This is a genomic window from Pantoea sp. (genome assembly GCF_032114055.1).
GTDB lineage: Bacteria > Pseudomonadota > Gammaproteobacteria > Enterobacterales > Enterobacteriaceae > Pantoea.
Genome location: NZ_DAMCTB010000002.1, coordinates 296,361 through 315,100, shown reverse-complemented (window position 1 = coordinate 315,100; position 18,740 = coordinate 296,361). Strand labels below are relative to the sequence as shown.

General features: G+C 60.7%; 15 protein-coding genes. 10 read left to right on the top strand and 5 right to left on the bottom strand.

Annotation, left to right across the window (positions count from 1 at the left end):
* Nucleotides 1–2: 2 nt before the first annotated feature.
* The 7 genes from uca to urtE all read left to right on the top strand — a co-directional run bounded on the left by uca (nucleotide 3) and on the right by urtE (nucleotide 9,824).
* A complete protein-coding gene (uca, locus tag RT657_RS05645; RefSeq protein WP_313653010.1) occupies nucleotides 3–3,632 on the top strand; it encodes an urea carboxylase in 3,630 nt (1,209 codons plus the stop codon).
* On the top strand, nucleotides 3,629–4,324 hold the full coding sequence (locus tag RT657_RS05640) for a GntR family transcriptional regulator (protein WP_313653009.1): 696 nt from the start codon (nucleotides 3,629–3,631) through the stop codon (nucleotides 4,322–4,324). The genes uca and RT657_RS05640 overlap by 4 nt, the downstream gene beginning before the upstream one ends.
* Nucleotides 4,325–4,351: 27 nt before the next feature.
* Nucleotides 4,352–5,620, top strand: a complete 1,269-nt coding sequence (gene urtA, locus RT657_RS05635) for an urea ABC transporter substrate-binding protein (RefSeq protein ID WP_313653211.1) — start codon at nucleotides 4,352–4,354, stop codon at nucleotides 5,618–5,620.
* A 77-nt stretch (nucleotides 5,621–5,697) separates the two neighbouring features.
* Nucleotides 5,698–7,263, top strand: coding sequence for an urea ABC transporter permease subunit UrtB (gene urtB, locus RT657_RS05630; RefSeq protein WP_313653008.1), 1,566 nt, complete (start codon nucleotides 5,698–5,700; stop codon nucleotides 7,261–7,263).
* Nucleotides 7,263–8,336 (top strand): urea ABC transporter permease subunit UrtC, encoded by a 1,074-nt coding sequence (gene urtC / locus RT657_RS05625; RefSeq protein WP_313653007.1) that lies wholly within the window; start codon nucleotides 7,263–7,265, stop codon nucleotides 8,334–8,336. Before urtB ends, urtC begins: the two co-directional genes overlap by 1 nt.
* A complete protein-coding gene (urtD, locus tag RT657_RS05620) occupies nucleotides 8,333–9,124 on the top strand; it encodes an urea ABC transporter ATP-binding protein UrtD (RefSeq protein ID WP_313653005.1) in 792 nt (263 codons plus the stop codon). The genes urtC and urtD overlap by 4 nt, the downstream gene beginning before the upstream one ends.
* Nucleotide 9,125: 1 nt before the next feature.
* Nucleotides 9,126–9,824: an urea ABC transporter ATP-binding subunit UrtE gene (urtE, locus tag RT657_RS05615; RefSeq protein WP_313653003.1), complete on the top strand. Its 699-nt coding sequence runs from the start codon at nucleotides 9,126–9,128 to the stop codon at nucleotides 9,822–9,824.
* 7 nt (nucleotides 9,825–9,831) lie between these two features.
* Here urtE and RT657_RS05610 read toward each other — a convergent pair whose 3' ends face one another.
* From RT657_RS05610 to rbsK, 3 genes are read right to left on the bottom strand one after another with little or no spacing between them, the layout of a single operon-like run.
* The gene (locus RT657_RS05610) at nucleotides 9,832–10,845 is read right to left on the bottom strand and encodes an aldose 1-epimerase family protein (protein WP_313653002.1); all 1,014 of its coding nucleotides are present in this window, start codon (nucleotides 10,843–10,845) and stop codon (nucleotides 9,832–9,834) included.
* Complete coding sequence (gene fucP, locus RT657_RS05605; RefSeq protein ID WP_313653000.1) at nucleotides 10,842–12,167, bottom strand: L-fucose:H+ symporter permease; 1,326 nt, start codon at nucleotides 12,165–12,167, stop codon at nucleotides 10,842–10,844. Before fucP ends, RT657_RS05610 begins: the two co-directional genes overlap by 4 nt.
* Before the next feature lie 9 nt (nucleotides 12,168–12,176).
* The gene (gene rbsK / locus RT657_RS05600) at nucleotides 12,177–13,094 is read right to left on the bottom strand and encodes a ribokinase (RefSeq protein WP_313652999.1); all 918 of its coding nucleotides are present in this window, start codon (nucleotides 13,092–13,094) and stop codon (nucleotides 12,177–12,179) included.
* Nucleotides 13,095–13,486: 392 nt separating this feature from the next.
* Between rbsK and deoR the strand changes: the two genes are divergently transcribed.
* Together deoR and ettA are read left to right on the top strand one after the other, a co-directional pair.
* On the top strand, nucleotides 13,487–14,251 hold the full coding sequence (gene deoR, locus RT657_RS05595; RefSeq protein ID WP_313653210.1) for a DNA-binding transcriptional repressor DeoR: 765 nt from the start codon (nucleotides 13,487–13,489) through the stop codon (nucleotides 14,249–14,251).
* A gap of 177 nt (nucleotides 14,252–14,428) precedes the next feature.
* Nucleotides 14,429–16,096, top strand: a complete 1,668-nt coding sequence (gene ettA, locus RT657_RS05590; protein ID WP_313652998.1) for an energy-dependent translational throttle protein EttA — start codon at nucleotides 14,429–14,431, stop codon at nucleotides 16,094–16,096.
* A gap of 31 nt (nucleotides 16,097–16,127) precedes the next feature.
* Here the strand turns inward: ettA and RT657_RS05585 are convergent, their stop codons facing one another.
* On the bottom strand, nucleotides 16,128–16,325 hold the full coding sequence (locus RT657_RS05585; protein ID WP_313653208.1) for a DUF943 family protein: 198 nt from the start codon (nucleotides 16,323–16,325) through the stop codon (nucleotides 16,128–16,130).
* Between the two features lie 302 nt (nucleotides 16,326–16,627).
* Nucleotides 16,628–17,524, bottom strand: coding sequence for a LysR family transcriptional regulator (locus RT657_RS05580; protein ID WP_313652997.1), 897 nt, complete (start codon nucleotides 17,522–17,524; stop codon nucleotides 16,628–16,630).
* A 202-nt stretch (nucleotides 17,525–17,726) separates the two neighbouring features.
* On the opposite strand from RT657_RS05580, the gene RT657_RS05575 reads away from it, so the two are divergent.
* Nucleotides 17,727–18,728 (top strand): zinc-binding alcohol dehydrogenase family protein, encoded by a 1,002-nt coding sequence (locus RT657_RS05575; RefSeq protein ID WP_313652996.1) that lies wholly within the window; start codon nucleotides 17,727–17,729, stop codon nucleotides 18,726–18,728.
* Nucleotides 18,729–18,740: the final 12 nt, after the last annotated feature.

Below are 18,740 nucleotides of genomic sequence, written 5' to 3'. Positions count from 1 at the left end.
TCATGTTCACCACCGTACTGATTGCCAACCGCGGCGAGATTGCCTGTCGCGCCATCCGCACCCTGAAGCGCCTCGGCGTGAAAAGCGTCGCGGTCTACTCTGACGCCGACCGCAACGCGCAGCACGTCAGGCAGGCGGATCTGGCTATCGCCCTGGGCGGCGACAAAGCCAGCGACAGCTATCTGCGCATCGACAAAATTCTGGCGGCGGCGCAGCAGAGTGGCGCGCAGGCGATCTGGCCAGGCTACGGTTTTCTCTCCGAAAGCCAGCCGTTTGCCGAAGCCTGCGAAGCGGCAGGCATCGCCTTTGTCGGCCCCACCGCGCAGCAGATTGGCGAGTTCGGACGCAAGCACCGCGCGCGCGAACTGGCTGCCCGTGCGGGTTTACCGATGACGCCGGGCACGCCGCTGCTGGACTCCCTTGAGGCGGCGCTGCAGGCCGCCGATGAGATTGGCTATCCGGTGATGCTGAAAAGCACTGCAGGCGGTGGCGGCATTGGCCTGACACGCTGCGCCGATGCGCAGGCGCTGGCCAGCGCCTGGGAGAGCGTACGCCGCCTCGGCGAGCAGTTCTTCAGTGATGCCGGGGTATTTCTGGAACGCTGTATCGATCGCGCCCGTCACATCGAGGTGCAGATTTTTGGTGATGGCAACGGCACCGTGGTGGCACTGGGCGAACGCGACTGCTCGCTGCAGCGCCGTAATCAGAAGGTGGTGGAGGAGACGCCTGCGCCGGGCCTGTCGCCCGCCACGCGGGACGCCCTGCTGGCGTCGGCGGTGCGGCTCGGTGAGCTGGTGAACTACCGCAGCGCGGGCACCGTGGAGTATATCTACGATGTCAGCCAGCAGACCTTTTACTTTCTTGAGGTCAATACCCGCCTGCAGGTGGAACATCCGGTCACGGAGTGCGTCACCGGACTGGACCTGGTGGCGTGCATGCTGCAGGTGGCAGCGGGCGATACAGTTGACTGGGCACGTCTGCAGCAGGCGCCGCAGGGGGTGGCGATTGAAGTTCGCCTCTACGCTGAAGATCCCCTGAAAAACTTTCACCCCAGCCCCGGCCTGTTAACAGGCGTCGTCTTTCCTGAGGGCGTGCGTATCGACAGCGGTGTCGAAACCGGCAGCGAGGTCTCCAGCTTCTACGATCCGATGATCGCCAAGCTGATTGTGCACGCCGACAGCCGCGCGTCGGCACTGGAAAAACTGCAGCAGGCGCTGGACGCCACCCAGCTGCACGGCATCGCCACCAACCTGGATTACCTGCGGCAGATCACCGCCAGCGATACGTTTCGCAGCGGCAGCGTCTGGACACGCTATCTCGACAGCGTGGTGCCCGCCGCTCCGGTGGTGGAAGTCCTGCAGCCTGGCACCTTTAGTTCAGTTCAGGATTATCCCGGCCGCCTCGGCTACTGGGACATCGGTGTGCCGCCTTCCGGCCCGATGGATGATTTCGCCTTCCGGCTGGCTAACCGCATCGTCGGGAATCATGCGTCGGCGGCGGGCCTGGAGTTTACGCTGCAGGGGCCGACCCTGCGCTTCCACTGCGATGCCACGCTGGCGCTGACCGGCGCGGACTGCGACGCCCGGCTTGATGGCGAGCCGGTGAGCTACTGGCAGCCGCTGAAGGTAAAAGCGGGACAGACCCTGGCGCTGGGCCGCGCCCGGCAGGGCTGTCGCAGCTATCTGGCGGTGCGCAACGGCTTCGACGTGCCGGTCTATCTGGGCAGCCGCAGCACCTTCTCGCTGGGCCAGTTTGGCGGGCACGCCGGGCGCACCCTGCGGGTGGCCGATATGCTGCCGATCTCCCGGCCTGAACAGGCGGCCTGCACCACCCCTGCTCCGGTCAGCGCGCCGCAGCCGCTCGATGCGGCGCTGATCCCGCACTACGGCAGCGAATGGCGTATCGGCGTTCTCTACGGCCCGCACGGCGCGCCGGACTTCTTCACCCAGGCGGCGATTGATGAGTTCTTTGCCAGCGACTGGCAGGTGCACTACAACTCCAACCGCCTCGGCGTGCGGCTGGTCGGCCCGAAACCCACCTGGACCCGAGCCAACGGCGGTGAAGCGGGCCTGCACCCCTCTAACGTACACGACTGCGAATATGCCATCGGCGCGGTCAACTTTACCGGCGACTTTCCGGTGATCCTGACGCATGACGGCCCGAGCCTCGGCGGCTTTGTCTGTCCGGTAACCATCGCCAGCGCGGAGCTGTGGAAGGTCGGCCAGGTCAAACCTGGCGATACCATCCGCTTCCACCCGATGACCGCAGACGATGCGCTGGCGCGGGAAAAAGCGCAGAAGCATCTGATCGACACCCTGCGCCCGGAGCATCCGCCCGCCTTTGCCGTGCCGTCGCTGGCCGAAAACGCCCACGGCTCCGCCACGATACTGGCCGCGCGGGACGCAACCGGCAGCACACCGACCGTGATCTACCGCCAGGCGGGTGACAAATATGTGCTGATTGAGTATGGCGATAACGTGCTGGATCTGGCGCTGCGCCTGCGCGTGCACCTGCTGATGAATGCCCTGAAGGCGCAGGCTGAACCGGGCATTGAGGAGCTGTCGCCAGGTGTGCGGTCGCTGCAGGTGCGCTACGACAGCCTGGTCATCAGCCAGGCGAAGCTGATGTCGCTGCTGCTGGCGCTGGAGGCCACACTGGGTGATGTCAGCACCCTTAAAGTGCCGTCGCGCGTGGTGTGGATGCCGATGGCGTTTGAAGACAGCGCCACGCTGGGCGCCGTCAGCCGCTATCAGGAGACGGTGCGCGCCAGTGCGCCCTGGCTGCCAAACAACGTCGATTTTATTCAGCGCATTAATGGCCTGAGCAGCCGTGAACAGGTGCGCGACACCCTGTTTGGCGCCAGCTATCTGGTGCTGGGGCTGGGTGACGTCTACCTTGGTGCGCCCTGCGCCGTGCCGATCGACCCGCGTCATCGTCTGCTGAGTTCCAAATACAGCCCGGCACGCACCTTTACCGCCGAAGGCACCGTCGGCATCGGCGGCATGTACATGTGTATCTACGGCATGGACTCGCCTGGCGGCTATCAGCTGGTGGGTCGTACGCTGCCGATCTGGAACACCTTCCTGAAAAACCCGCAGTTCGCGGCCAATGCACCGTGGCTGCTGCGCTTCTTCGACCAGGTGCGCTTCTATCCGGTGAGCGAAAGCGAGCTGAATCAGCTGCGCGAAGATTTCCGGGAGGGTCGCGCCAGCCTGCGGATTGAAGAAACCGAGTTTGATTTCGCTGCCCATCAGCAGTTCCTCGCCGATCACGCCGCTGAGATCGCCGCGTTTCGCCAGCGTCAGGCCGCCGCCTTTGAACAGGAAGTGCAGCACTGGGCGCAGGAAGAGGAGAACGTCCCGCCCGTGCAGGAGGGTGCCACCGGCGTCAGTGACGAGGATCAACGCGGCCTGGCCGTGCAGGCTGATCTCAATGGCAACATCTGGAAAGTGCTGGTGCAGCCGGGCGAGGCGGTCAGCGCTGGTCAGACGCTGATCATCGTGGAGGCGATGAAGATGGAGCTGGCGATCGTCGCGCCTCAGGCGGGCCGCGTGACGCGGATCCGCTGTCAGGCGGGGCGGCCGGTCACGCCCGGCGACACCCTGTTATGGCTTGATCCGGGGGCAGAATGAGCGCACATCCCCCGAAAGCGCGCCCTGAAGCGCTGGCCGAGCGGGTCTATCAGTCCCTGAAGGCCGATATTTTTGCCTTTCGCCTGATGCCGGGCGATCGCTTCAGCGAGAGTGAGATTGCCGCACGCATGGCGGTCAGCCGCACTCCGGTGCGGCAGGCGCTGTTCCGGCTGGAGCGTGAAGGCTTTGTGGACGTCTGGTTCCGCAGCGGCTGGCAGATCAAAACCTTCGATTTCGCCTGGTTCGAATCGCTCTATGACCTGCGCACTGTACTGGAGTGCGAGGCGGTAAAACGCCTCTGCGCCCTGCCCGCGCCGCAGTGTGCCGCACTGCTCGACGAACTCAGCCAGTTCTGGTGTGCGTCAGCCCCGCTCGCTGACGGACTGGTGGTATCGCAGCATGATGAGGCGTTTCATATCACGCTGGTCACCGCCGCCGGTAATCCGGAAATGGCGCGCATTCACACCGAACTCACGGAGAAGATCCGCATCATCCGTCGCCTCGACTTTACCCGCGACGACCGTATCTGCGCCACGTATCAGGAACATGCACAGATTTTACAGGCCATTTTTCAGCAGCAGAGTGCCAGGGCACAACAGATCCTGACCGATCACATCGCCGTCAGTAAGGCGGAAGTGCGGAAGATCACGCTGCACCGCCTCCAGCAGGCCCGGCTCCAGCTCACCGACTAATACCACTACCACTCAGGGGTTCAGATGATGAAAAGACGTTCATTGATCAAGGCTTTTGCGCTCTCCGCCACCGTTGTCAGTCTGGGTTTTACCTGGAGTGCGCAGGCTGCGGACACCATCAAAGTGGGGATCATGCATTCGCTCTCCGGCACCATGGCGATTTCTGAAACGCCGCTGAAAGAGGTGGCGCTGATGACGATCGATGAGATCAACGCCAAAGGGGGCGTGCTGGGGAAAAAGCTGGAGCCGGTGGTGGTCGATCCCGCCTCCAACTGGCCACTGTTTGCCGAGAAAGCGCGTCAGCTGCTGACGCAGGACAAGGCGGCGGTGGTGTTTGGCTGCTGGACCTCGGTTTCACGTAAGTCGGTGCTGCCGGTGTTTGAAGAGCTGAACGGCCTGCTTTTCTACCCGGTGCAGTATGAGGGGGAAGAGATGTCGCCCAACGTCTTCTATACCGGTGCCGCGCCGAATCAGCAGGCGATCCCGGCCGTGGAGTATCTGATGAGTGAAGATGGCGGCAGTGCAAAACGCTTCTTCCTGCTGGGCACCGACTACGTCTATCCGCGTACCACCAATAAGATCCTGCGCGCCTTTCTGCACAGCAAAGGCGTGGCAGACAGCGATATCAAAGAGGTCTATACGCCTTTCGGTTACAGCGATTACCAGACCATTGTCTCGGACATTAAAAAGTTTGCGGCGGGCGGCAAAACGGCCGTGGTTTCCACTATCAATGGCGACTCCAACGTCCCCTTCTACAAGGAGCTGGCGAACCAGGGGATCAAGGCCACAGACATTCCGGTAGTCGCTTTCTCGGTGGGCGAAGAGGAGCTGCGTGGCATCGACACCAAACCCCTGGTGGGTCAGTTAGCGGCCTGGAACTACTTCGAGTCGGTCGATAATCCGGTCAATGCGAAATTCGTCGCCGATTACCGCGCTTACGCCAAAGCACACAACCTGCCGAACGCCGCCACCGTCGTCACCAACGATCCGATGGAGGCCACCTATGTAGGTATCCATCTGTGGGCGCAGGCGGTGGAAAAAGCGGGCACTACGGACGTCGACAAAGTGCGGGCGGCCATGGCCGGTCAGACCTTTAAGGCCCCGGATGGCTTTACCCTGACCATGGATCAGACCAATCACCACCTGCATAAGCCGGTCATGATCGGTGAAGTGGAAGAGAACGGCCAGTTCAGCGTGGTATGGCAGACCGATCAGCCGGTCCGTGCGCAGCCGTGGAGCCCGTACATCGCCGGTAACGACAAAAAGCCCGATCACCCGGTGAAGACTGCGCAGTAATCGTGCGCGGCGGATAACCCAGCCGCGTCACCCGCTGTGACGCGGCCGCGATGCTCACCCCTGATGAGGCTCTCTTTATGAATCTATGTCGCTGCTTCCTCAGCCTGCTGCTGCTGATGCCGCTGATGGCCAGCGCCGGACCGGCTGCGGACTTCGCGGCCGCCAGCCGCAGCCAGCAGGCCGCGTTGCTGCAGCAGTGGGCCGCGGCGCCCGACAGTCAGCGCCTGCCGCTGCTGGCGGCGCTGCATGCCGAAACCGTGGTTACCGACCAGAACAGGCAGCCGTTCAGCCAGCAGGGTGCGACGCTGCAGCCGCTGGATGCGGTGGCGCAGCCTGTCGGCAGCCTGAAAAAGCTGTTTATGAACAACCGGCTGCGGGTGCTGGTCAACAATGCGCTGGCCGCCCACCAGCTGGTCAGCCCGGATGCCGCCCTGCGCCTGCATGCGGCGCAGCAGTTGCAAAACGAGGGGGTGGCGGACCAGCTGCCCCTGCTGGAACAGCGTCTGGCCGCCGAGCCGGACAGCCGGGTTCACGCCGCGTTAGCGCTGGCGCTGGCGAATCTGCAGCTGGCCGATCGCGAGCCGATGGTGCGTCTGCGGGCGGTGCAGCAGCTGGCAGAGTCCGGCGATCCCAATACTCAGGCCAGCCTGCAGCGCCTGACCCAGGCCGCCAATGAGCCGGACCCCACGGTGCGGGCGGCGGCAGCGCAGAGCCTGCAACAGATTCAGAAGCGGCTGATGTGGGGCGATCTGCTGGGCCAGGCCTTCAGCGGCCTGTCGCTCGGTTCGATTCTGCTGCTGGCTGCGCTGGGCCTGGCGATCACCTACGGTCTGCTTGGGGTGATTAACATGGCGCACGGTGAAATGCTGATGCTCGGCGCGTATGCAACCTGGTGGGTGCAGGGCCTGTTTCAGCAGTTCGCGCCGCACTATTTAGCCTGGTATCCGCTGCTGGCGCTGCCGGTCGCCTTTCTGGTTACCGCCGCCATCGGCATGGCACTGGAGCGCACGGTAATCCGTCATCTCTATGGCCGTCCGCTGGAGACGCTGCTTGCCACCTGGGGGATCAGCCTGATGCTGATTCAGCTGGTCCGGGTGCTGTTCGGGGCGCAGAACCTGGAGGTGGCCAATCCGGCGTGGCTCTCGGGCGGCCTGACGCTGCTGCCCAATCTGGTGCTGCCGTGGAACCGTATCGCGGTGATCCTGTTTGTGGTGTTTGTGCTGGCGCTGACCTGGCTGCTGCTGAACCGCACACGTCTGGGCATGAACGTGCGTGCCGTGACCCAGAACCGTGCGATGGCCGAGTGCTGCGGCGTGCCGACGGGTCGCGTTGATATGCTGGCGTTTGGCCTCGGCTCCGGTATCGCCGGGCTGGGTGGTGTGGCGCTGTCGCAGCTCGGCAATGTCGGGCCGGAGCTGGGCCAGGGCTACATCATCGACTCGTTTCTGGTGGTGGTACTGGGTGGTGTCGGTCAGCTGGCGGGCAGCGTGGTCGCAGCGTTCAGCCTGGGCATTCTTAACAAAGTGCTGGAGCCGCAGATGGGTGCCGTGCTGGGCAAGATCCTGATTCTGATGCTGATCGTGCTGTTTATTCAGAAACGCCCGCAGGGCCTGTTTGCGGTTAAAGGAAGGGTGACTGACTGATGACGCAACCCATGACGCTTCGCGTGGCGCGCACCGCGCCGCGCCTGACACTCAGCCTCGGCCTGGTGGTTGTGCTGGCGCTGCTGCTGATGCCGTTTCTGGCGCTGCTGCCCGCCACGCATCCGCTGGCCCTCTCGACCTATACCCTGACGCTGGTCGGCAAAATCCTCTGCTATGCGGTGGTCGCGGTGGCGCTGGATCTGGTGTGGGGATATGCCGGTCTGCTGTCGCTGGGGCACGGCCTGTTTTTCGCACTGGGCGGCTATGCCATGGGCATGTACCTGATGCGCCAGGCCGCAGGCGAGGGTTTACCCGCCTTTATGTCCTTTCTCTCCTGGCATGAGCTGCCCTGGTTCTGGGCCGGCACCCAATATTTCGCCTGGGCGCTCTGTCTGAGCATGCTGGTGCCGGGCCTGCTGGCCTGGCTGTTTGGCTTCTTCGCTTTCCGTTCAAAAATCAAAGGCGTCTACTTCTCCATCATCACCCAGGCGCTGACCTACGCCGGTATGCTGCTGTTCTTCCGCAATGAAACCGGTTTTGGCGGTAACAACGGGTTTACCGGCTTCACCACCCTGCTCGGCTTTTCCGTCACGGCGACAGGCACCCGTATCGGGCTGTTCGTGGCAACGGTGCTGCTGCTGCTGCTGAGCCTGGCGATCGGCTTTGCGCTGGCGCGCAGCAAGTTTGGCCGGGTGCTGACTGCGGTACGGGACGCGGAGAACCGCCTGATGTTCTGCGGATACGATCCGCGTGGCTTTAAGCTGTTTGTCTGGACGCTCTCCGCCGTACTGTGCGGCCTGGCCGGGGCGCTCTATGTGCCGCAGGTCGGCATTATTAATCCGGGTGAAATGTCACCCGCCAACTCGATAGAAGCCGCCATCTGGGTGGCGCTGGGCGGACGCGGCACGCTGATTGGCCCGCTGCTGGGCGCAGCGATTGTCAACGGCGCACGCAGCTTCTTCACCGTTGCTTTCCCGGAGTACTGGCTGTTCTTTCTGGGTCTGATGTTCATTCTGGTGACGCTGTTTCTGCCCTGTGGCGTCATTGGCCTGCTGCGCCGGAGAAAACCATGAGTGATGCCCTGTTTACCCAGCCCCAGCGGGCGGATCGTCACCGTCTGCAGCGCGATCCGGTGCTGCAGCTGGAGAAGATCAACGTCTCATTCGAGGGCTTTCGTGCGCTCACCGATCTGTCGCTGCAGATCGGCGTCGGCGAACTCCGCTGCGTGATCGGCCCCAACGGCGCGGGCAAAACCACGCTGATGGATGTGATCACCGGCAAAACCCGTCCCGATTCGGGCCGGGTGATCTATGACCAGGGCAGCGATCTGACCCGCCTTTCGCCGGTGGAGATCGCCCGCGCCGGTATTGGCCGTAAGTTTCAGAAGCCCACGGTGTTTGAGGCGTTAACGGTCGCTGAGAATCTGGAGATCGCGCTCAAAACCGATAAATCGGTCTGGGCCAGCCTGCGCGCCCGTCTTAACAGCGAACAGCGCGATCGCATTGATGAGGTGCTGAAGCTGCTGCGACTGGGCGGTGAACGTCAGCGCCGGGCGGGGCTGCTGTCGCACGGCCAGAAGCAGTTTCTGGAGATCGGCATGCTGCTGGTGCAGGAGCCGCATCTGCTGCTGCTGGATGAGCCTGCGGCGGGCATGACCGACGCTGAAACGGACTACACCGCCGAGCTGTTCCGCAGCCTGGCGGGCAGGCACTCACTGATGGTGGTGGAACACGACATGGGCTTTGTGGAGACCATCGCCGACCATGTCACGGTGCTGCATCAGGGGCAGGTGCTGGCAGAGGGATCGTTGCGCGACGTGCAGGCCAACGAGCAGGTTATCGACGTTTATCTGGGGCGCTGAGATGTTACAGGTTACTGAACTGAATCAATATTATGGCGGCAGTCATATCCTGCGCGGCCTGTCGTTTGAGGTAAGGATTGGTGAGATTACCTGCCTGCTGGGACGCAACGGCGTGGGGAAAACCACGCTGCTGAAGTGCCTGATGGGGCTGATCCCGGCAAAGTCCGGGGATATCCACTGGCAGCAGCAGCGGATCAATGGCCGTAAACCGCATCAGCGGGTGCAGGCGGGCATCGCGTATGTGCCACAGGGGCGCGACATTTTTCCGCGTCTGACGGTGGAGGAGAACCTGCTGATGGGGCTCTCCCGTTTTCCGGCGGCGCAGGCGCGCGAGGTGCCGGAGGAGATCTATCAGCTCTTTCCGGTACTGCTGGCGATGAAGTCACGTCGCGGCGGCGATCTTTCGGGTGGTCAGCAGCAGCAGCTGGCGATCGGGCGGGCGCTGGCCTGTCGCCCTCAGCTGCTGATCCTGGATGAACCCACAGAGGGGATCCAGCCCTCCGTGATCAAAGAGATCGGTGCCGTGATCCGCCAGCTGGCGCAGCGCGGGGATATGGCGATCCTGCTGGTGGAGCAGTTTTATGATTTCGCCGCCGAGCTGGCGGACAGCTACCTGGTGATGTCACGCGGGGAAATTGTGCAGCGTGGCCGCGGCGACACCATGGAAGCAGAGGGTGTGCGCGGCCTCGTAGGGATTTAACTGGCGATCAGAGCAGGCCCGTTTCGACGGAAAAGTGGCGCTGTTCGCCCGGTTTCAGGGTGATCAGCGTACCTGCCTGCTGCGCTGCCAGAAAGCCTTCCGGCCGGCAGGTGGCGGGCAGAATATAGGCCGCCACCTGCTGGTCGGGATTATGCAGCAGCCAGCGGGTGGCGTGCGGGAACTGCGCGGTGGAGAAGCGCGTCATCAGCGCATAGCCCTGCGGCGCGTGCAGCTCAAACTGCACCTCATCGCCATACTGCGGCAGATCGTCCGCGAAAAAGACGATCTCCGGATCGCAGAGCTGCGGCTGATCAAGCTGCTGCAGGGCCAGCGGATCGCGCGCCAGCCGATCCGTGTAGTCGCGCCAGGCGGGCGTCGGTCGCAGATGGGCCGGGATCGACTGCCGCAGCTGAAAGGCGCTATCGGGAATCGACTGCCGGAAACGCCCCTGATCGATCCACGCGCTGTTGATATGACACATGTACTGCAACGGCATCGGCGCACCGGCCAGATTGGTGACCGTCATGTCGATCGTCAGTCGCGGGCGATCGGCCTGAAGACGCACGGCCGGTGCAGCCAGGTAGTGATGACCAAAGCCTTTAACATAGTCATACTCCCCTTCCAGTGACAGCGTCTGCTCCTCCAGTACCAGCCAGGCGCTGTCCATGCGGGCGCAGGCCATCTCGCCGTGCAGCGGATGATCGTCCTCTGGCGCGGGACAGCCGTTAGCCAGCAATCCCGAGTGAAATGCAAAACAGCCATAGGTATCGATGATCGAACGGGCCGGCAGCGGCTGCCTGAAACTGTGGCCCATCGTCAGGTTATGGTCGTCGAACTGTACCTCCCAGATCATCTGTCCGAGAAACGGCAGCACGGTTACGCTGCCGCGACGGTTATGGAGGCGCACCGCCTCAATGCCTGACGGATAGCGAAACAGCTCAACCCGGAATGCCTCGCTCTCCAGCAGCGTCGACGGCGTGGAGTGAAACTGGTCACGCGCCAGGGGTAAACGGGTTTTCATGGCAACTCCTCCACCAGACGCCCGCGCGCAACCGGCTGCTTTTTATGACGCAGCTCGCCATAAAAATAGAAGCCGACCCAGGCGAAGCAGAGCAGCGAAACGCCAAATGCCAGCTGCATCGATCCCAGGGAGTCAGAAACCAGCCCCTGCAGCGCCGGAACGAAGGCGGCGCCGACAATCGCCATCACGATAAACGCGCCCGCGACCTCGGTATATTTGTTGTCCACCGTCGCCAGCGTGCCGGCATAGATGGTGGCCCAGCAGGGGCCAAACAGCACGCTGACAAACACGGCGGCGTACACGGCGGTGAAGTCCGGCACCAGCATCACATAGGCCAGCGTCAGTACGCCCAGCACGGAGTAGGCGATCAGCACCTTCTCGGCCCGGAAGCGGGTCATCAGGAAATTCGCCACGAACTTGCCGATAAAGAAGCAGATGAAGCTGTAGATCATAAAGTTAGAGGCGTGACGCTCATTGGCTGCGCCCAGCGTCAGCGCCAGACGAATCGTAAATGACCAGACCGCCACCTGCATGCCAACATAGAGGAACTGGGTTACGATCCCCCGTTTAAAGTGGCGATTGGTGGCCAGATAGCGGAAGGTCTCACCCAGTGACGGGCGCGATGTCGCATGGCTTTCCGGCTTGCAGTGCGGATAGCGGGTAAACATAAACAGCAGCATCACGACCACCAGCACCATTACCAGAAATTTGTAGGGCTCCAGCGTGTGTTCCAGCATGGTCAGCCGGAAGGCATGCACCTGCTCCGCCGTCATGCCCGCCATCTGGCTCTCCAGGCTCTCTCCGTCCTGAAACACCAGATATTTACCCAGCACAATCCCCATCAGCGCCCCAATCGGATAGAAAGTCTGGCTGACGTTGAGGCGCAGCGTGGCGTGGTCACGGTGACCAATCATCGAGCTGTAGGTATTGGCCGCGGTTTCCAGAAAACTCAGGCCAATGGCGATGGCAAAAATCGCCGCCAGGAACATGGTGTAGGTTGCCATGTGCGATGCGGGATAAAAGGCAATACAGCCCGCGATGTAGAGTGCCAGACCGATCATGATTGCCATCTTGTAGCTGGTTCTGCGAATCACCAGTGAGGCCGGGATCGCAATCAGAAAATAGCCGCCATAGAAGGCGCTCTGCACCAGTGCGCTGGCGAAGTCGCTGAGGGCAAAGACGCTTTTAAACTGGGTGATCAGAATATCGTTGAGACTCGCCGCACAGCCCCATAGCGGGAAGAGGCATGACAGCAGAATGAACTGAAACAGCGGCGTTTTATTCAGATAGCCATCAGATTGCTGAACTATTTTCTGTTGCATAGCAGAACCTCAGTTACGGTTAAGAAAACGCTGGAAAGCCGCTGCGTCGGGGTATGCACGCTGGGTGCCGCGCCCGGTGACGCTGCAGGCCGCATAAGCAGACGCCTGCGTCATGGCGGCGGCCACATCGCCGGTTTCGGTCAGCAGATAAGCAAAGCAGCCGATAAAGGCATCGCCCGCGCCGCTGGTGTCTACCGCCTGAACCGGTGTGGCCGCTACACGATGTACCCGATCGCCACTCATCCAGACCGATCCCCGGCTGCCCAGGGTAATAATCAGATTTTTGAGGCCGCGCTTCAGCAGCGACTGGCCGGCAAGCATCACCTCTTCATCGCTGCTGACCGGCAGACCGGTAAGGATCTCCAGCTCGGTTTCATTGGGCATAAAGAAGTCACATTTGCAGGCATAGTCGATGTCCAGCGCGGCGACGGCCGGAGCCGGATTAAGGATCACCCGGATCTGATGCTGGCGGGCAAAGTCGATGGCGTAGTAGACCGTTTCCAGCGGGATCTCCAGCTGCAGGATGATCAGTTCGCAGGCTTTCAGGGCTTCTGCCGCCTCGTCAATATCCGCTGGTTTCAGCTGCTGGTTGGCGCCTTTGATAATCAGAATGCGGTTCTGCGACTGGTCATCGACAAAAATCGGCGCCACGCCGCTGGAGGTGCCCGCGGCGGTGGTCACAAAGCGCGTATCGACCCCCTGCTGTTGCAGATTTGCCACGGTGTTGGGCGCGAAGAGATCGTCGCCGACCTTGCTGACCATCATTACGCGGCCCCCCATTTTTGCCGCCGCGACCGCCTGGTTTGCGCCTTTGCCGCCGCAGCCGATGGCAAAGTCGGGGGCTTCAAGGGTTTCGCCCGCTTTCGGCAGACTGTTGGTATAAGTAATCAGATCGACCATGTTTGAGCCGATCACCGCGATTGTCATAACGGTTTCTCCCGGGTGTAATGCCAGACTTAATGTTAATAAATTAACAATAGCCTTTCTTAAAGGTTAAATATGTGACAATAACCACATCCTGAAGCGGCAGATAACCGCCTCGGGCGGCGATAGCCGGGAAGCAAAGTGTTATTATTGTAACAAGACAACATCACTAACCACTCGGGGGATGCCCTTCTCCCCCGCCCGCCTGCGGCGATGCTGGGATACGGCGCTGACCGCGCAGCGGAGGTTTGCGGCCCATACGGATTGCGGGTAAGATTGATTGCCAGCCTGGCGGATGAGACGCAACTCATTAAAATCTGTGAGGTTTGTCGCGTATTGATGCCGGTTCCGGCGTCCTTGTTCCGCACTGCAGGATAGGTAACAGAGAGATGACCATGGAAACCCGGCGCGACGAACGCATCCACAAGCTGACGCAGGCGCTGAAACGCACCGATAAACTGCATCTGAAAGATGCGGCTCAGCTGCTGGGCGTCTCAGAGATGACGGTGCGTCGCGACTTATCCGAACCGGCTTCCAGCATCGTTCTGCTGGGCGGCTACATCGTCAGCGATCCAAAAAGCCACGCCAGCCACTATTTTGTCAGCGATCAGCATGGGCAGAATGCCGCCCGGAAACAGCGGCTGGCCCAGGCTGCGGCGAGCCTGATCACGGAAAACGATACGGTCTTTTTTGACTGCGGCACCACCCTGCCCTACATCGTGGATGCGATCCCCGATACCCTGGCGTTTACCGCCATCTGCTGCGCCATGAACACCTTTCTGACGCTGAAAGAGAAACCGGCCTGCAACGTGATCCTGAGCGGCGGTGAGTTCCACGCTGACAATGCCCTGTTTACGCCGATTGGCGTGCACACCATCCTGGACGATCTCTGTCCGACGCTGGCCTTTATCTCTGCCGCAGGCATCGACAAAGATCAGGGGGCAACCTGCTACAACACCAATGAGCTGATGATGAAGCATCACGCCATGCTGCGCGCCCGGAAGTCAGTGCTGGTGGCCGACAGCAGCAAATATGGCAAGGTACTGCCCGCCCGTATCGCCGAACTGCAGCGCTTTGATCTGCTGGTCAGCGACAGCGCGCCCGATCAGGCATTGCAACACTGGCTGACCCAGCAGGCGATACCGCTGCGCCTGCCCTGATCCCCGCCGCTGCCGCCTGTCTGCCAGGTGGTGATGAAATCAGACGCTGACGCGCTGCGCCGTCCGTCATTCCCCCGCCGGGTAATATTCGCCGCCCCCCGGCTGGGATTAGACGGTGAAAAAGGCTAAACTTCGACATCATTCCAACGACCAACAGACCCAGAGGCTCAAACCAACGTGGCTCAATTCGTCTATAGCATGCATCGCGTCGGCAAAGTGGTTCCGCCGAAGCGTCATATCCTGAAAAACATCTCGCTCAGCTTCTTCCCTGGCGCAAAAATCGGCGTCCTCGGTCTGAACGGCGCGGGTAAATCTACCCTGCTGCGCATCATGGCCGGCATCGATAAAGATATCGAAGGGGAAGCGCGTCCACAGCCAGGCATCAAGATTGGCTACCTGCCGCAGGAGCCGCAGCTGAACCTTGAACACACCGTGCGTGAGTCGGTTGAAGAGGCGATGTCCGAAGTGGTTGGCGCCCTGAAGCGCCTGGACGAAGTCTACGCCCTGTACGCCGAAGAGGATGCAGATTTCGACAAGCTGGCCGCTGAACAGGGTCGTCTGGAGGAGATTATCCAGGCGCACGACGGTCACAACCTGAATACGCAGCTGGAACGTGCAGCCGATGCGCTGCGCCTGCCAGACTGGGAGGCGAAAATCGCGAACCTGTCCGGTGGTGAACGCCGCCGTGTCGCCCTCTGCCGCCTGCTGCTGGAAAAACCAGACATGCTGCTGCTGGATGAACCGACCAACCACCTGGACGCCGAATCTGTCGCCTGGCTGGAGCGCTTCCTGCATGACTTCGAAGGCACCGTCGTGGCGATTACGCACGACCGTTACTTCCTGGACAACGTGGCGGGCTGGATTCTGGAGCTGGACCGCGGCGAGGGCATTCCGTGGGAAGGTAACTACTCCTCCTGGCTGGAGCAGAAAGATGCGCGTCTGGCACAGGAAGCTTCTACCGAAGCCGCTCGTCGTAAGTCGATCGAGAAAGAGCTGGAGTGGGTGCGTCAGGGTACCAAAGGCCGTCAGTCTAAAGGCAAAGCCCGTCTGGCACGCTTTGAAGAGCTGAACAACACGGACTACCAGAAGCGTAATGAAACCAACGAACTCTTCATTCCGCCAGGTGCCCGTCTGGGTGACAAAGTGCTGGAAGTCAGCAACCTGCGTAAATCGTACGGCGATCGTGTGCTGATTGATGACCTCTCCTTCTCCGTGCCGAAGGGTGCGATTGTCGGGATCATCGGTCCGAACGGCGCAGGTAAATCGACGCTGTTCCGTATGATGTCCGGTCAGGAACAGCCCGATTCCGGCAGCATCGTGCTGGGCGAAACCGTGAAGCTGGCCTCCGTCGATCAGTTCCGTGACAGCATGGATAACGCCAAAACCGTATGGGAAGAGGTTTCCGGCGGTCAGGACATCATGCGTATCGGTAACACCGAGATGCCAAGCCGCGCCTATGTCGGCCGCTTTAACTTTAAAGGCGTCGATCAGGGTAAACGCGTCGGCGAACTGTCGGGCGGTGAACGCGGTCGTCTGCACCTGGCGAAACTGCTGCAGGTTGGCGGCAACATGCTGCTGCTCGATGAGCCCACCAACGACCTGGACATCGAAACCCTGCGCGCGCTGGAAAACGCCCTGCTGGAGTTCCCGGGCTGTGCCATGGTGATCTCGCATGACCGCTGGTTCCTGGACCGTATCGCCACCCATATTCTGGATTATCAGGACGAAGGCAAAATCGAATTCTTCGAAGGTAACTTTACCGAATATGAAGAGTACAAGAAGCGTACCCTCGGCGCAGACGCGCTGGAGCCGAAGCGCATCAAGTACAAGCGTATGACGAAGTAAGCGCTTTAAGGGCGGCAGCGATGCCGCCCTTTTATGGCTGTTGTTGCTGTAAAATGGCGGGATGCTGCTGTTTGCGGGAAGTAAGGTAAGCCTGGCCAGATTGGTCCTTTACTATTGCCCCATTTTCTTTCATGCGATAGGTTGCATCATCCGTCGTAAAAGAAAGCCCTAAATTTCTGCCGTAACTGACAGTAAAAACTTTATCCTTTTCTATACAATTTCCCGGCACAGGGCGAAGGGAAACTGTAATGCAGCCATCTTTATACACTCCTTGTATTAATATCCGTTGTCTTCTTCACAAAGAAAAGCAGCCGACAAAAATCCGGATTATCTATCTTTGGATTCTCAGACTCTTTTTTCAGACAATCCATTTCTCAATAAATTTTAGATTCATGCATTATTTAACGTTTAATCGCCTATAAAATTTTCCTTATCTGAGCATGATAAGAACGGATAGCATATTTACTGCAACATCATTTTCTGCGACCAGGATCAAAGTTAAAGGAGAGGGTCAGACCTTTTATTTAATGCTCAGCGATAAAACGCCCTGAATACCTCTGACTGCAGCGCAAACTCAATAAAGCGCGCCAGCGCAGGTGACTGCAGTTTGCGGCCCGGATAGACCAGCCACAGCTCATTGCCTTCGACCTCCCATTCCGGCAACACCGGCACCAGCCGGGGGTCGGCCATCGGCCCGTCGGTCAGGAAATGCGGCAGCAGCGTAATGCCCGCATCGCCCAGCGCCGATTCGCGCGCGTAGAGCAGATTATCCGTAAGATGGCCTGCCGGCAGCAGCCAGCGATAGAACTCTTCATCGCGCTGCAGCACCCATTCATTCCAGGCACGGTGCGCAATACAGCGATGGGCCGACAGCTGCTGGGGATGGACCAGCGGGGGATGCTGGCCGAGATAGTGCTGTGAAGCGACCAGCCGTCGCGGGCAGTTGCCTATCCGGCGGCCAATCAGCGACGACTCCTGCGGCTGACCGGTGCGCAGCGCCACATCAAACCCCTCCTGCACCAGGTCGCGCATCTCATCCGATATCGACACATCCAGCGTCACATCAGGATAAAGGCGTAAAAACGCCGCGTTACAGCGCGCCAGCAGCGTGGCGCCGATACCCGCCGGGCTGGTGATACGCAGGCGGCCGCTGGGGTTGTCACGCAGGCTGGCAATCGCCTGATCGGCGCGTTCACTGGCCTGCATCATCTCCTGGCAGTGCAGCAGATAACGCTCACCGGCAAAGGTCAGATTGAGCTGACGAGTGGTGCGGTTCAGCAGCCGGATCCCCAGCCGCTGCTCCAGCTGGCTGATGCGCTGGCTGACGCTCGATTTCGGCAGATCGGCCCGTTCCGCCGCAGCGGTAAAGCTGCCGCACTCCGCGACCAGCGCGAACAGCGCCATATCCTGCCACTGCCGAAATGCCATTGTTCACCTCAGACGAACACTCTATGAAAGATTGTCCATCTTATCACCGCTAAATCCAGGTTCTACACTTAAAGCCGGTTCTGAAAGATTCGCCATTCTGTGACGTGAAGCATGGCGCAGCCCGGCAAAGGGTTCGCCGCGCCAGGGTCAGAATGGCAAAGACACGTTCCAGGCTGAAAGCCTGATTAAACAGGAAAATGCTATGTCTATTCGCGCTATCGCAGTTAATCCGGAAAGTCCTGAAAACTTCACAGAGATTTTCCCTGAATCCCTGACGCCCGGTGAGTATGACCTGCGTGTCGAAGTGAAAGCGGCGTCGGTCAATCCGGTCGATACAAAAGTACACAAAGGGGCGATGAAAAATGGCCTTGAGCAGCCGCGGATCCTCGGCTGGGACGCCAGCGGCGTGGTGCTGGAAGTCGGCAGCAAAGTCAGCAACTTTAAGCCTGGCGACGAAGTCTTCTATGCCGGTGATCTGACCCGTCCAGGCAGCAACAGCACCGAGCAGCTGGTGGATTCACGTATTACCGGTCATAAACCGGAAAGCCTGGACTGGGCTCAGTCGGCAGCGATCCCGCTGACCGCCCTCACCGCCTGGGAAGGATTGTTTGAGCGACTGAACCTGGAGAACGCCACGGCCGACCAGACGCTGCTGATCGTCGGCGGCGCGGGCGGTGTCGGATCGCTGGCGATCCCGCTGGCAAAACTGCGCAGCAAGGTGCAGATCATCGCGACCGCCTCACGTGAAGATTCCGCGCAGTGGTGCCGCGATCGCGGTGCCGATCGGGTGATCAACTACAAAGATATGATTGGCGAGCTGGAGAAACAGGGGATTAAGCAGGTTGATTATATCTTCTGCCTGAATGATACCGACGGTCACTGGGAAACCATGGCAAAACTGATCGCCCCTCAGGGCCATATCTGCACCATCGTCGAAAACGAACATCCGCTGTCGATGGATCAGCTGAAGCTGAAAAGCGCCGCGCTGCACTTCGAGCTGATGTATACCCGCAGCATGTTCAACACGCCGGACATGGCGCGCCAGGGTGAGATTCTGGATGCGGTGTCGGCGCTGCTGGATGAGGGAAAACTGCAGACAACGCTGAGCGAGACGCTGCACGGCCTGAGCGTGGAGACGCTGAAAGCCGCCCACCAGCGGGTGCTGGAAGGCCACATGCGCGGTAAAGTGGTAATGGTCTATTAACGTCCCGATCCG

Excerpts from the sequence above, each read along its gene's own strand:
- RT657_RS05610 (WP_313653002.1), bottom strand. The coding sequence starts at position 10,845 with ATGAAAACCCGTTTACCCCTGGCGCGTGACCAGTTTCACTCCACGCCG.
- uca (WP_313653010.1), top strand. The coding sequence starts at position 3 with ATGTTCACCACCGTACTGATTGCCAACCGCGGCGAGATTGCCTGTCGC.
- deoR (WP_313653210.1), top strand. The coding sequence starts at position 13,487 with ATGGAAACCCGGCGCGACGAACGCATCCACAAGCTGACGCAGGCGCTG.
- urtC (WP_313653007.1), top strand. The coding sequence starts at position 7,263 with ATGACGCAACCCATGACGCTTCGCGTGGCGCGCACCGCGCCGCGCCTG.
- RT657_RS05575 (WP_313652996.1), top strand. The coding sequence starts at position 17,727 with ATGTCTATTCGCGCTATCGCAGTTAATCCGGAAAGTCCTGAAAACTTC.
- urtA (WP_313653211.1), top strand. The coding sequence starts at position 4,352 with ATGAAAAGACGTTCATTGATCAAGGCTTTTGCGCTCTCCGCCACCGTT.
- urtE (WP_313653003.1), top strand. The coding sequence starts at position 9,126 with ATGTTACAGGTTACTGAACTGAATCAATATTATGGCGGCAGTCATATC.
- RT657_RS05640 (WP_313653009.1), top strand. The coding sequence starts at position 3,629 with ATGAGCGCACATCCCCCGAAAGCGCGCCCTGAAGCGCTGGCCGAGCGG.
- fucP (WP_313653000.1), bottom strand. The coding sequence starts at position 12,167 with ATGCAACAGAAAATAGTTCAGCAATCTGATGGCTATCTGAATAAAACG.
- RT657_RS05580 (WP_313652997.1), bottom strand. The coding sequence starts at position 17,524 with ATGGCATTTCGGCAGTGGCAGGATATGGCGCTGTTCGCGCTGGTCGCG.
- rbsK (WP_313652999.1), bottom strand. The coding sequence starts at position 13,094 with ATGACAATCGCGGTGATCGGCTCAAACATGGTCGATCTGATTACTTAT.
- urtB (WP_313653008.1), top strand. The coding sequence starts at position 5,698 with ATGAATCTATGTCGCTGCTTCCTCAGCCTGCTGCTGCTGATGCCGCTG.
- urtD (WP_313653005.1), top strand. The coding sequence starts at position 8,333 with ATGAGTGATGCCCTGTTTACCCAGCCCCAGCGGGCGGATCGTCACCGT.